The sequence below is a fragment of the Sphingopyxis sp. JAI128 genome (assembly GCF_014207235.1).
In the GTDB taxonomy this organism is placed as follows: domain Bacteria; phylum Pseudomonadota; class Alphaproteobacteria; order Sphingomonadales; family Sphingomonadaceae; genus Sphingopyxis.
Genome location: NZ_JACHDA010000005.1, coordinates 217,242 through 229,220 on the forward strand (window position 1 = coordinate 217,242; position 11,979 = coordinate 229,220).

Annotated in this window: 13 protein-coding genes; 4 read left to right on the forward strand and 9 right to left on the reverse strand. The window is 64.1% G+C overall.

Annotated features, from left to right (window positions below; translation table 11 throughout):
- The first annotated feature begins 5 nt into the window (after positions 1-5).
- Together ptsP and HDC35_RS13870 are read left to right on the forward strand one after the other, a co-directional pair.
- Positions 6-2,303: a phosphoenolpyruvate--protein phosphotransferase gene (ptsP, locus tag HDC35_RS13865; RefSeq protein ID WP_184647766.1), complete on the forward strand. Its 2,298-nt coding sequence runs from the start codon at positions 6-8 to the stop codon at positions 2,301-2,303.
- Positions 2,304-2,371: 68 nt separating this feature from the next.
- Positions 2,372-2,788 carry a GFA family protein gene (locus tag HDC35_RS13870; protein ID WP_184647768.1) on the forward strand — a complete coding sequence of 139 codons (417 nt, stop codon included), beginning with the start codon at positions 2,372-2,374 and terminating at the stop codon, positions 2,786-2,788.
- On the opposite strand, the gene HDC35_RS13875 is transcribed toward HDC35_RS13870, so the two are convergent.
- The 8 genes from HDC35_RS13875 to HDC35_RS13910 all read right to left on the reverse strand — a co-directional run bounded on the left by HDC35_RS13875 (position 2,789) and on the right by HDC35_RS13910 (position 10,050).
- The gene (locus tag HDC35_RS13875) at positions 2,789-4,150 is read right to left on the reverse strand and encodes a serine hydrolase (protein WP_260397736.1); all 1,362 of its coding nucleotides are present in this window, start codon (positions 4,148-4,150) and stop codon (positions 2,789-2,791) included.
- A 1-nt stretch (position 4,151) separates the two neighbouring features.
- Positions 4,152-4,355 carry a hypothetical protein gene (locus tag HDC35_RS19705; protein ID WP_260397737.1) on the reverse strand — a complete coding sequence of 68 codons (204 nt, stop codon included), beginning with the start codon at positions 4,353-4,355 and terminating at the stop codon, positions 4,152-4,154.
- A 145-nt stretch (positions 4,356-4,500) separates the two neighbouring features.
- Complete coding sequence (locus HDC35_RS13885) at positions 4,501-5,826, reverse strand: replication-associated recombination protein A (RefSeq protein WP_184647770.1); 1,326 nt, start codon at positions 5,824-5,826, stop codon at positions 4,501-4,503.
- A gap of 5 nt (positions 5,827-5,831) precedes the next feature.
- Entirely contained in the window at positions 5,832-6,989 is a 1,158-nt protein-coding gene (locus HDC35_RS13890; RefSeq protein ID WP_184647772.1) for a glycosyltransferase family 1 protein, read from the reverse strand.
- A gap of 41 nt (positions 6,990-7,030) precedes the next feature.
- Complete coding sequence (locus tag HDC35_RS13895; protein ID WP_184647774.1) at positions 7,031-7,975, reverse strand: hemolysin family protein; 945 nt, start codon at positions 7,973-7,975, stop codon at positions 7,031-7,033.
- Positions 7,976-7,992: 17 nt separating this feature from the next.
- Positions 7,993-8,499 carry an rRNA maturation RNase YbeY gene (gene ybeY / locus HDC35_RS13900; RefSeq protein WP_184647776.1) on the reverse strand — a complete coding sequence of 169 codons (507 nt, stop codon included), beginning with the start codon at positions 8,497-8,499 and terminating at the stop codon, positions 7,993-7,995.
- A gap of 217 nt (positions 8,500-8,716) precedes the next feature.
- Positions 8,717-9,592 (reverse strand): sigma-70 family RNA polymerase sigma factor, encoded by an 876-nt coding sequence (locus tag HDC35_RS13905; RefSeq protein WP_184647778.1) that lies wholly within the window; start codon positions 9,590-9,592, stop codon positions 8,717-8,719.
- Positions 9,592-10,050 (reverse strand): carboxymuconolactone decarboxylase family protein, encoded by a 459-nt coding sequence (locus HDC35_RS13910; protein ID WP_184647780.1) that lies wholly within the window; start codon positions 10,048-10,050, stop codon positions 9,592-9,594. The genes HDC35_RS13905 and HDC35_RS13910 overlap by 1 nt, the downstream gene beginning before the upstream one ends.
- Positions 10,051-10,196: 146 nt before the next feature.
- Here HDC35_RS13910 and HDC35_RS13915 point away from each other — a divergent pair, with 146 nt between their 5' ends.
- The gene (locus HDC35_RS13915; protein ID WP_260397738.1) at positions 10,197-10,430 is read left to right on the forward strand and encodes a hypothetical protein; all 234 of its coding nucleotides are present in this window, start codon (positions 10,197-10,199) and stop codon (positions 10,428-10,430) included.
- Positions 10,431-10,453: 23 nt separating this feature from the next.
- Positions 10,454-10,912 carry a MarR family winged helix-turn-helix transcriptional regulator gene (locus HDC35_RS13920; RefSeq protein WP_184647782.1) on the forward strand — a complete coding sequence of 153 codons (459 nt, stop codon included), beginning with the start codon at positions 10,454-10,456 and terminating at the stop codon, positions 10,910-10,912.
- Between the two features lie 52 nt (positions 10,913-10,964).
- Here HDC35_RS13920 and HDC35_RS13925 read toward each other — a convergent pair whose 3' ends face one another.
- Entirely contained in the window at positions 10,965-11,960 is a 996-nt protein-coding gene (locus HDC35_RS13925; RefSeq protein WP_184647784.1) for a DUF6607 family protein, read from the reverse strand.
- Positions 11,961-11,979 lie beyond the last annotated feature (19 nt).

An 11,979-nucleotide genomic window follows, 5' to 3' on the forward strand; every position in this document is an offset into this window, starting at 1 on the left:
TTGCGATGACGAACGCCCCGCCACCGCCCTCCTCGGCCGCACAGTCGGCCCGCACGATCCTGACCCGGCTGCACGAGGTGATGGCCTCGCGCGTCAATGCGCAGGGCAAGCTGAACCAGGTCGTCGGCATCATCGGCGAATGTCTGCATAGCGAAGTCTGTTCGATCTACCTCCTGCGCGAGGGCGCGCTCGAGCTTTACGCGACGCGCGGGCTGAAGCAGGAAGCGGTGCACGTCACCCGCCTTGGCCTCGGCGAAGGGTTGGTCGGCACGATCGCCGACCAGATCGAAACGCTGAACCTCGACGAGGCGGCGGCGCATCCCGACTTTTCCTATCGCCCCGAAACGGGAGAGGAATTGTTCCACAGCTTTGCCGGCGTCCCGATCATCCGCCGCGAACGCGCGGTTGGGGTCCTCTGCGTCCAGCACGCCGACCCGCGCCGATATGACGATATCGAGATCGAAACGCTGCAGACCGTGGCGATGGTGCTGTCCGAACTGATCGCCAACGCTGACCTCGTCGATACCGCCGCGCGCACCGATGCCGCTGCGACCGACCAGTCGGCGCAGCGTCTGAACGGGCAGAAACTGGTCGACGGCATGGGTGCCGGGGTCGCCGTGTTCCACCAGCCGCGCATCACCATCGAACATACGGTCGCCGACGATACCGAGGCGGAACGTCACCGCGTCTATGCCGCGTTCGACAAGATGCGCGAACAGATCGACCGCATGGCAAGCCAAGCCGACTTCGGCGTCGGCGGCGAACATGAAGAGGTTATCGAGACCTACAAGATGTTCGCTTATGACGAAGGGTGGTCGCGGCGGATCAACGAAGCGATCGACAGCGGCCTGACCGCTGAGGCGGCGATCGAACGCGTCCAGCAGCGCACGCGCATGCGTATGCGCCAGATCGATGACCCGTTGCTGCGCGACCGCATGCACGACCTCGAAGACCTGTCGAACCGGCTGATCCGCATCGTGTCGGGGCAAATGGGTACCGCCGCGCAAATGGGCCTTCGACAGGATTCGATCCTGATCGCGCGCAACCTCGGCCCCGCCGAGTTGCTCGAATATGACCGCCGCCGACTGAAGGGTGTTGTGCTCGAAGAAGGCTCGCTCACGGCCCACGTCATCATTGTCGCGCGCGCGATGGGCGTCCCGGTGCTCGGCCGCGTCAGCGACGTGCGCGCCTCGATCCGCGAGGGCGACCTGCTGCTGCTCGACGCGGCGGCGGGCCAGTTGCATGTCAGGCCGACGCAGGCGGTGCAGGACGCATTCGACGCCAAGCTGGAAATCTCGCAGAAACGACGCGCCAATCTCGCGGCACTGCGCGACCTGCCCGCCGTCACGAAAGACGGCGTTCCGATCGAGCTGATGATCAACGCCGGCCTCCGCGAAGATGTCGCTGCGCTCGACCTGACCGGTGCTCGCGGAATCGGGCTGTTTCGTACCGAATTCCAGTTTCTCGTTTCGGCGACGCTGCCTGCGCGCGACCGGCAGCAGCGCCTCTATCGCGACGTGCTCGATGCGGCGGGCGACCGTCCGGTGATCTTTCGCACCGTCGATATCGGGGGCGACAAGGCGCTGCCCTATATGAATGTTGGCGATAGCGCGCAGGAGGAAAATCCGGCGATGGGCTGGCGCGCGCTGCGTCTAGCGCTCGAACGAGAAGGATTGCTCAAAGTTCAGGCCCGCGCGCTCATGGAGGCGGCCGCCGGCCGCACGCTCAATGTGATGTTCCCCATGGTCTCCGAACCCTGGGAATATGAAGCGGCCCGCGACCTGTTCGTCGGCCAGCGCGCGTGGCTTGCAAGCCACAACAAGAAGCTGCCCGTCGCAATTCGCTATGGCGCGATGCTCGAAGTTCCGGGGCTCGTCGAAACGCTCGACCTGATGCTGCCGCACCTCGACTTCCTGTCGATCGGCACCAACGATCTCACCCAGTTCCTGTTCGCGGCCGACCGCGCGCACCCCCGGCTGGCCGAACGCTATGATTGGTTGTCACCCACCGTCATGCGCTATCTGGCGCGGGTTGTGCGCACCGTGGCCGGCAGCAAGGTTGCGCTCGGTGTTTGCGGCGAAATGGGCGGACGCCCTCTCGAAGCCATGGCACTTCTCGGCGTGGGAATCGAACGCCTGTCGATCACCCCGGCGGGGGTCGGCCCGGTGAAGGCGATGATCCGATCGCTCGATCTCGCCGCGCTGCGCGCCGACATGCCGGCGATCCTCGCTCAGCCTAGTTCGGACCCGCGCGGTCAATACCGAAATTGGGCGCAGAGCCATCAGGTCGATCTGGGCGATTGACCCATCGGGTAATTGCTCCGCAGGCCATGTTTATGTTATGTTCTCTTCACTGATGTGAGGAGATGACGATGACCGATTCGAGCCCGCGCGCCAGCGGCCAATGCCATTGCGGCGCGATCCGTTATTCGATGCCGACCGCGGTCGAGCATCATGCTCTGTGCCATTGCAGCGATTGCCGTCGCCATTCGGGCGCACCGATGGTCGGCTGGGCGCTTGTCGGGCAGGATGTAATCGAGGTCAGCGGGACGGCCAAGGTCTACGCGTCTTCGGGGCATGGCCGCCGTCATTTCTGCGGCGATTGCGGCACGGGACTCTTCTACACCAACGACGCTATTTTTCCGGGGCAAATCGATGTGCAGGTCGCGACGCTCGACGACCCCGACCTGATCCCGGCGCAGGTGCAAATCCAGACAGCAGAACGGATCGGCTGGATGGAAAAGCTGGGCACTTTGCCGGCGTTTGAGCGTTATCCGCCCTTCGAATAATCAGTCGCGATCGTCGGCGGCGACCACCGCCTTCACAAGCGCCGCGATATCGAGACGGTTCTTGTCGTCGTCATAGCCCTGGCGGACGATCACCAACCGGCGCGACGGGATGACGACAAGATATTGGCCGCGATTGCCAAAGGCGCTGAACGCGTCGGCGGGAACGCCGTCCGATTTGCTGAACAGCCAGAAACCCGCGCCATAACCAAACTCCCGGTCGGGCTGCGGCCCGCTGGGCGTCGTGACGAAGCTGCGCCAGTTTGCCGGAAGCAGACGCTTGCCTCTCCACATCCCGTCATTCTGGTAGAGCAGCCCGAGCCGCGCGAGATCGCGAGCCGTCGTCCAGACCTGGCTCGACAAGATATAGTCGCCGTCCTTGTCGTGCTCGGCAAAGGTCCGCGTCATGCCAAGCTGGTCGAAGAATGCATTGGGGTCCAAAACCTCCCCCGATTTAGCGAGCGCCGCCTTCAATGACAATATCGCAAGCATCGTGTCGTTGTTGGCATAGCGATAGCCGCTGTTCGGCGCGTTCAACAGCGGCCATTGGGTCGTCCACTGGCGGACCGAGGCGCCGCCCATATAGATGGCGTCGGTGCGATTGCCGGCGGTGTCGCTCGTCAGCCCGCTCGCCATGCGCATCAGCTGTTCGGTCGTGATCGCGGAGCGCGGATCGCCGGGCGTCTGCCATTCGGCGATCATTGCGGGCTTCTTGACGTCGATCCGGCCCTTCAGCACCGCATGGCCGACGAGTGTCGCCGCCATCGACTTCGCGACTGAAAAGGTCCGCTGGGCGGTATGCAGGTTGTGACCCCGTTGATACCACTCGTAAATGATCCGGCCCTGCTTGACGATCAGCAGCGCGCTCGTGCGTCCGCCGAAGCTGTCGCGGCTTGTCGAAACCCCGGCGAACGGCGGGAGGGCCGCTGACATCCCCGCCTGCGCGCCACGGTCGCCCAGCGGCCACGCCTGATCGTCGAAATTGGGTCGTGGAGCCACGCCGGACCGCGGTGTCGCTTGCGATCCGATCGGCAACGTGACGCAGCCTTCGCGACTGTCCCATTGGGCAACGCGCGGCGGCATATCGTCGCGATAGCGCACGCTCACTCGCTTCGCCTCGGCGTCGATCTCGGCCTTCAGTGCACGCACGTCGGCCTCGATCTCGGGATAAATGCCGGTCAGTTCGTCGCGCTCGATGTCGGCGAGCGCTTTGCCGTCGCCGTTCCACAGGGAGGAACAGGTGAAAGCCGCGCGATAGCCTGCGGCCCACGCCCGGTTGATCTCGGCGCTTGCCTGCGGCGCTTGCGCATGCGCCGGCAGCGCACAGGCGGCGAACGCAAGCCCCACCATCAACCGGCGCAGCATCTCAGGGCCGCTCGCCAAAAGCTTGGCGCTGGGCCTTTTTGGCCCGATCCCACCAGGCGCGGCGGATGATGTTGGCGACGCGCCCAGGGTCGTCCGATCCGAACCGGACAAGCACAGCGTGCCAGTCTTCATAATGCCGGGTCTGCCAGAAAGTGTCGGGATCGGTTTCAAGCAGGACCTCCTTTTCGCCGGGCATGCCCATCACCGCAAAACTTCCCGGCTCGCGCCCGGGCGATGCCAGCGCCTTTCCGTTGAGCTTGGGACAGGGGTGCCATAGAAAGGCAGTATTTCAACGTCGGGCAACGTGCAGGCGAAAGCGACCACGTCGCTCCAGCTGTCGAAGCGCTGCGTCATGCTCCACCCCGCACACGCCGTTGCTCGTCCCACCAGGCGATGCGTTCGGCAATCCGTTTTTCGAAACCGCGGTCGGTTGGTCTGTAATAGACTTGCGCGCCCATGCCTTCGGGCCAGTAACCGGCCCCCGAAAATCCTTCGGGCGCGTCATGATCATATTCATAACCCGCGCCATAACCCAGATCCTTCATCAGCTTCGTCGGCGCGTTGAGAATGTTAGCGGGCGGCGCCAGCGATCCAGTATCGCGCGCCGAAGCAAAGGCCCCTTTTTGCGCGGCATAGGCCGCGTTCGATTTGGGCGCTGTCGCGAGATAGAGACAGGCCTGCACGATCGCGAGTTCGCCCTCGGGCGAGCCAAGGAATTGATAGGCATCCTTGGCAGCCAGACATTGCACGAGCGCTTGCGGATCGGCGAGACCCACATCCTCGCTCGCGAAGCGCACGAGGCGGCGCAGGACATAGAGCGGCTCCTCACCCGCCACGAGCATGCGCGCCATATAATAGAGCGCGGCCTGCGGATCGGAACCGCGCAACGCCTTGTGCAATGCCGAAATCAGATTGTAATGTCCGTCGCGGTCCTTGTCGTACACGGGCATGCGCCGATGAAGGAAACCGGCGAGTTCGCCCGGATCGAGCGGCGTGTCGATTGCGGCTGCGAACAGGGTCTCGACCTGGTTGAGCAGGAAGCGTCCGTCGCCATCGGCACTCGCGATCAAGGCCGCCTTCGCATCGGCCGTCACCGGCAGGGCGCGTCCGACATCCGCCTCGGCGCGGGCCACCAACGTCGCCAGCGCGTCATCGCCCAGCCGGTTGAGGACCAGCACCTGCGCGCGCGATAGCAGCGCCGCGTTGAGCGCGAAGCTGGGATTCTCGGTCGTGGCGCCGACCAACACCACGGTCCCGCGTTCGACATAGGGCAGGAAACCATCCTGCTGCGCGCGATTGAAACGATGGATTTCGTCGACGAAAAGCAGGGTGCGCTTGGCCGCGGCAGCCATTTTTTCTGCATCGGCAAAAGCTTGCCGCAGGTCGGCGACGCCGGAAAATACCGCTGATAGCGGCGCGAAGCGCATCCCCACCGCTTCGGCGAGCAGGCGCGCGATCGTGGTCTTCCCTGTCCCCGGCGGCCCCCAAAGAATTATCGATGACAATTGCCCGGCCGCTACCATGCGGCCGATCGCACCGTCCGCGCCCGTCAGGTGCTCCTGCCCGACAACATCGGTGAGAAGCTGCGGACGAAGCCGCTCGGCGAGCGGGACGGGACCCGACACCGCGTTGCGCTGCACCCTGGGCACCTCTTCACCGAACAAGTCCCCGGCCATCGGACTTAGCCCCCGCGCCGCTGTTTCTGGCGGATCAGGCGGATATAGGTTTCGGCGACCGTCTGGTTGATTGCGTCCCATTGATAGGCGCCGCTTTCGAGCACGGCAGCAGAACCATGACCGGCGCGAAGCGAGACGTCGCGGCAGTAGCGCTGGAGGTGGTCGGCAAAACCCGTGATCGATCCGGGCGGGACCAGATAACCCGTATGGCCGTGCTTGACGATGCTGGCGCTGCCCGTCGCGCGCGCGGCCACGACAGGCAGGCCGCACGCCATCGCTTCGAGCGTCACATTGCCGAAAGTCTCGGTCACCGAGGGATTAAAGAAGATATCGCACGATGCCAGCGCCCGCGCCAGATCTGCCCCGCCCTGAAATCCGACGAACTTGGCGTCGGGCAGGCGCGATTCGAACCATTCGCCGGCTGGCCCTTCACCGATCACCACGACCTTGTGCACCGTGCCCCGCCGCTGGAGCAGGTCGATCGCATCGGCGAAGACGTCGAGCCCCTTTTCCATCACCAGCCGGCCGAGAAAGGCGATGGCGGGCATATCATCCTGTATGCCGAGCCCGCGCCGCCACCCCATGTCGCGACGGTCCGGGTTGAAAATCCCCTGTTCGACGCCGCGCGTCCAGATGCCGATATCATAGTTCATCCGCTGATCGCGCAGCACCTGCGCAAAGCTTTCGGATGGCGCGATCAGCGCGTCGCACTTGCGGTAAAGCTTGCGCAGCCAGGCGACGACGACGGGTTCGAGGAACGACAGATTATAATAGCGGAAATAGGTTTCGAAACGTGTGTGGACCGAACAGGCCACCGGAAGCCGCCGCCGCCGCGCCCAAGCCGCCGCCTGCCGCGATACGCGATCGGGGCTCGAAATATGGACGATGTTGGGCGCGAAACGGGTGATATCCTCGCGCACGCGCGACGAAAAGCTTAAGGGAATGCGATATTCGCTGCGTCCCGGGATCGCCATCGACGGCACGCTGACGAGGTCGCCGGTCGGCTCGAAATCGGGATTGGCGACGGTCGGCGAATAGACGCGCACCGCCGCGCCATGCGCCAACAGAAAGCCGACAAGACGATTGAGCGCCTTGTTCGCACCATCGGTGGTCATGTTGTAATTGCCGCTGAACAGGGCGATGCGGAGGTCGGAAACTTCCATCCGGCCTCGCCTAATCCTTTAGCCCCGCAAAGGCAATTGGATCAAAACTCCTCGCTGCGTTCCGACGGCGCTTCGAGGTCGACGACGACCGGCGGGTGAAGGCGCAGGCGATGGACGCGGCGTTCGTCGGCCTCGGTCACCTCGATGCGCCAGCCGCTCGGGTGGACGAGAATTTCGCCGACCTCGGGCACGTGGCCCGCCAGCACCGCGGCAAGGCCGCCAAGCGTATCGACATCTTCATCGATCTCCGCGAGCCGCGCATCGATCGCTTCGCCGACATCGTCTAGTTCGGCGCGCGCATCGGCGTCCCAGCAGCCGTCCGCGCCGGGCACAAACATCGCCGTCGGTTCGTCGTCATGCTCGTCCTCGATTTCGCCGACGATTTCCTCGACCAGATCCTCGATGGTGAGCAGCCCCTCGGTGCCCGAATATTCGTCGATCACGATTGCAAGATGCGTCCGGTTCGCGCGCATTTCGGCGAGCAGATCGAGCGCGCCCATCGATTGCGGGACATAGAGCGGCTGGCGGATCAGGTCGATCAGCGGCGGCGGCGGTCGCCCCTCGGCCAGCACGGCGAACACGTCCTTGACGTGGATCATCCCGACAACTTCATCCAGATTTTCGCGATAGACCGGCAAGCGGCTGTGCCCGGCTTCGGCGAACAACGCGACCATCTCGGCGAAACTCGCGCTTTCGGGGATGGCGATGATATCGGCGCGCGGCACCGCGACATCGTCGACGGTCTGCTCGCCGAAGTGGAGCATGTTGCGCAGCATCTTGCGCTCGATCTGCGACAGATCGCCGACAATATTGCTACCGCGGCGCTCCTCGCCTTCCTCCTCCGCCTCGTCGATGACGTCTTCGATCTGTTCGCGCAGCGACGGTTCCTTGTCGCCTCCGAACAACAGGGTTTTCAGCCCGGACAAGAGTCCGGGTCTACTACTGTCCTCTTCCGATCGGCTCGAAGATCCCTGGTCGTCGGGCATAGAAATCGCTTTTCCTGTTAATCCTCGTCCGCATATGGATTGGCGATGCCCAGCGATGCAAGCGCTTTCACCTCAAGAGCTTCCATCGCGGCGGCCGAGGCGTCATCCATATGGTCGTAGCCGACAAGGTGCAGCGTGCCGTGGACGATCAGGTGCGTCGCATGATCCGCCAGTGAAACCCGTTTCTCCTCCGCTTCGCGCGCGCAGGTTTCACGCGCCAGCACGATGTCGCCGAGCAGTATTTCGCCGTCGTCGCTGTTCGACAGGCTTTCGAGCAGGTCGGGCTGGACCTGCGGAAAGGACAGCACGTTGGTCGGCCTGTCCTTGCCACGGAAATCGCGGTTAAGGTCGTGCACCTCGTCGTCGCTGGTCAGGCGGATCGCAATCTCGACCAGCGGCGCAGCGTCGGCAAGGCGGGCGAAGGGCGTCAGCGCCAGCGCCGCCGCGGCCGCCTCGGCGGCCCGCGCTTCCCAGTCGAGCGCATCAGGCCAAGGCTGCGCCTCATACGTTTCGACGCTCAGCATGGCAGATGACACAACAGGAAAATGGCGAAAAACTGCGTAACTTCACTCGGGAATCGCGGTTTTGAGTCGGAAGGCGCGATGATGCAGATCATGGGGGAGACGCTATAATGGCGGCGTGATGTAGGACAGCAAAAAATTGTTGTTCGTGGCCGCCGCTTTGGCTGGAGGTTGCCATTCCCAGCATTGACGGAGCCAATGGGCTGCAAGCCACCTCGGCTCAATGCATATGACGCAATTTGTCCGGGTTTCGCATCACATAGATTCCGGTGACCTTGCCGTCCTCGATTTCGAGCGCGGTCGTCTGGAATTCGCCATCGGCTTCGCGCGTGACGAAACCCGGCAAGCCGTTGATCATGCCCGTGTGGACGAGCGTCGAGCCATATTTGCCGAACAGCACCGCGAGGCTGCGGTGCAGTTTCAACACGATATCTTGACCGAGGATCGGCCCCATCGCGGCGGGCCGCTTGCCGCCGCCGTCGGCCCACATGCCGACATCCGCGGCGAGCAACGCGCCGAGCGCGCCCATGTCGCCGCTGCGCGATGCCGCGAAAAAGGCGTTGGCGATTTCGAGGCCATGTTCCTTTTCGAGCTTGTAGCGCGGCCGCGCCTCGCGAACATGGGTCCGGGCGCGGGCCGCGAGTTGGCGCGTCGCGGCTGGATCGCGGTCGATCGTCCGGGCGACCTCGTCGAACTCGACGCCGAACACGTCGTGTAAGAGGAACGCGGCGCGTTCGAGCGGCGAGAGCCGTTCGAGCGCGAGCATCAGCGGCAGCGTGACATCATCCTCTTCCTCCTCCTCGACCAGCGGGTCGGGAAGCCAGGGACCGACATAGGTCTCGCGCTGGTGGCGCGCCGATTTGAGCTGGTCGAGGCAGAGCCGTGTGACGGTGCGGCGAAGGAAGGCGGCGGGTTCGCGCACCGCCCCGCGGTCGGTGCCGAGCCAGCGGATAAAGGCATCCTGCACCACATCCTCGGCATCGGCGACCGAACCGAGCATGCGATAGGCGACCCGGGTGAGCAACGGGCGCAGCGGGTCGAAACTGACCGCCGCGTCCGCCGCATCATGGCCGCTGCGGATGCCTTCCGGCGTCATCAGGCGACTTTCACCACGGCGCCGTTTTCGTACCAGAGGTCGAAACCGACCGCGATACGGTTCCAGCCATTGATGACGTTGATCATCACGGTCAGGTTCACCTGTTCCTCCGGGGTGAAATGCGCTTCGAGCGCTTCCTTCGCCGCCTTCTGTGTGTGCCCTTGGGACAGGGTCGTCAAGGCGTCGGTCCAGGCAAGCGCCGCCCGCTCGCGGTCGGTATAGACCGGCGCTTCGCGCCAGCCGGCGAGGAGGTAGATGCGCTGCTCGGTCTCACCGTGCGCGCGGGCGTCGATGCTGTGCATGTTGATGCAATTGGCGCAGCCGTTGAGCATCGACGAGCGGATCTTCACCAGTTCGACGAGCGTCTTGTCGAGGCTCTTTTCGGCGGCCATGCTGGCGGCCAGCCACTGCTTCATCAGCGTCGGGGCGGCGGCGAAGGGGTCGGTTACCTGGGTCATATCATATCTCCTTTGTCGGACTATGCAGACTTGACGAGCGACGCGCCGCGGCTGTGACATGGCGCGCAGATTTTTTCGTCGCGGACATCCTGCCGTATCGGTGGGGGCGAGGATCAATCCCTCATTGGTATAGGGGGGCGGGCCTGTTGTTCCTCGCGCACGGGGTGCCAAAATTCTTTGGCTTCCCGGTTGCCTCCCCCATGCCGCTCAAGCCGATGCTGCCGGGCGCGGGCACGATCGCGCTCTATTGCTTCCTGTTCCTCTTCATCGCGACGCGCGGCGCCGGGATCTGGAGTGTCGATGGCGCCAAAAATGATACGGCGCGGTCGCGCACCGCACGCGGCTCCCAGTTGCGATTTAATCGCATACGACATATATAATGTCCTCCTTCTAGGAGACGACCATGCCCCCTGCTGCTCCGGCGCCCGCCAAATCACGGCCGCTGTCCAATTTTCTGTGCTTTGCCGTCTATTCGGCCAATCTGGCCTTTGGCCGTGCCTATAAACCGATCCTCGACGAGCTCGGCCTGACCTATACGCAATATATCGCCCTCGTCGCGCTGGCCGAGCAGGACGAACAGACGGTCGGCGAGCTCGGCGAGCGGCTGTTCCTCGAATCGAACACGCTGACCCCGATCCTGAAGAAGCTGGAATCGCTGGGCTTCGTCACCCGCCGCCGCGACCCGGCCGACGAGCGGATGGTCCGTGTCAGCCTGCTTCCCGCCGGACAGGCCTTGCTCGACAAGGATCCGGGCGCGATCCTGTTCGAGGCGACCGGCCTGGGCGAAGATGTCCTCCCGATGCAGCAGACCATCGCCGAACTGCGCGATAACCTGCTGCGCCACAGCCGCGGCAAGGGCTGACGGCCGGCACAATAGCGGGGCGACCCTTGCGGACCGCCCCCGCCCGCGAGCTTCACATGGTGAAAAGTCGTCCCAGCGTGCGCGTGTTCGTCTCGATCAGCTTCCTTGCCTCGGCGATCGCCTTCGCGGTGGTCAGCTTCTTTTCCTGAACCTCGTCCGCCATTTCGAGCAGGCGGCCGCTGATGACGGTGCCGGTGTCGGCCTTTTCGTCGATCGCGATGCCGCCCTTGGCCTGCGCCACGCGGTCCCATTCGGCGCGCACCGCGGCCCAATATTCCTTGGTCGCGGTCCAATAATCGTCGGCGGCCTTCACGTCATATTGGTCGTATTCGATATAGGTGTTGAGGACATATTCCTGGACGATCGGCACCAGCTTGCCGTCCTTCGCCCCCATCTTGATATTGTCCTGCCAATGGATCCAGCCGTCGGGGCTGGGCTGGTGGCGGTTGATCGAGAGATAGCGGTCGTAGACCGGGCCCCGCACCGCATCGCGGCGCGCAAGCGGGCGCCACGTCCAGCTTGAGCGCCAGCGGCGGATGCCACCCTGTGTTTCGAACTGACCCCAGCCGGCGTAACGCGGGCTGTCGTCCACCTGATAGACCGTCTGCGACCAGCGGCCGGTGCGCATCCGTTCGGGGACGTCTTCCCACGCCCAGATGTTGCGATCCGAATAGGCGAGGATCTTCGCGGGCTCATATTCCCAATCCTGCCGCCAATGTTTGATCACGAAGCTCTTGTCGTCGTCGCCGGTGATGACGAGCATGTGCTGGAGCACGATCTTGCGCCCCGTATCCTCGATCACGCGCACGACTTCGTTGCCGCCCGAGCGCTTGGGTTCGAGCACTTCATAATCGGGGTCCCAGCGCGTCGATTCCTGCATGTTGAAGCTGACGCGGTAATTGCCCGCCATCGCGAGGATGTCGGCGCGGTCCTGTTCGAAATTGGCGGCGGCGGTTTCCGCCGCAATCGGCGGATGCGCCGAGCCGGCGACGGGCAGCGCGGCGGTGGACATGATCAGCGCGGCGGCGATCTGACGATAATTTTTCATCGGTGCAGTCCTTTTCTTC

Bases quoted from the DNA above. Each gene is read 5' to 3' on its own strand.
- ptsP (WP_184647766.1), top strand. From the start codon at position 6: ATGACGAACGCCCCGCCACCGCCCTCCTCGGCCGCACAGTCGGCCCGC.
- HDC35_RS13870 (WP_184647768.1), top strand. From the start codon at position 2,372: ATGACCGATTCGAGCCCGCGCGCCAGCGGCCAATGCCATTGCGGCGCG.
- HDC35_RS13875 (WP_260397736.1), bottom strand. From the start codon at position 4,150: ATGCTGCGCCGGTTGATGGTGGGGCTTGCGTTCGCCGCCTGTGCGCTG.
- HDC35_RS13885 (WP_184647770.1), bottom strand. From the start codon at position 5,826: ATGGCCGGGGACTTGTTCGGTGAAGAGGTGCCCAGGGTGCAGCGCAAC.
- HDC35_RS13890 (WP_184647772.1), bottom strand. From the start codon at position 6,989: ATGGAAGTTTCCGACCTCCGCATCGCCCTGTTCAGCGGCAATTACAAC.
- HDC35_RS13895 (WP_184647774.1), bottom strand. From the start codon at position 7,975: ATGCCCGACGACCAGGGATCTTCGAGCCGATCGGAAGAGGACAGTAGT.
- ybeY (WP_184647776.1), bottom strand. From the start codon at position 8,499: ATGCTGAGCGTCGAAACGTATGAGGCGCAGCCTTGGCCTGATGCGCTC.
- HDC35_RS13905 (WP_184647778.1), bottom strand. From the start codon at position 9,592: ATGACGCCGGAAGGCATCCGCAGCGGCCATGATGCGGCGGACGCGGCG.
- HDC35_RS13910 (WP_184647780.1), bottom strand. From the start codon at position 10,050: ATGACCCAGGTAACCGACCCCTTCGCCGCCGCCCCGACGCTGATGAAG.
- HDC35_RS13920 (WP_184647782.1), top strand. From the start codon at position 10,454: ATGCCCCCTGCTGCTCCGGCGCCCGCCAAATCACGGCCGCTGTCCAAT.
- HDC35_RS13925 (WP_184647784.1), bottom strand. From the start codon at position 11,960: ATGAAAAATTATCGTCAGATCGCCGCCGCGCTGATCATGTCCACCGCC.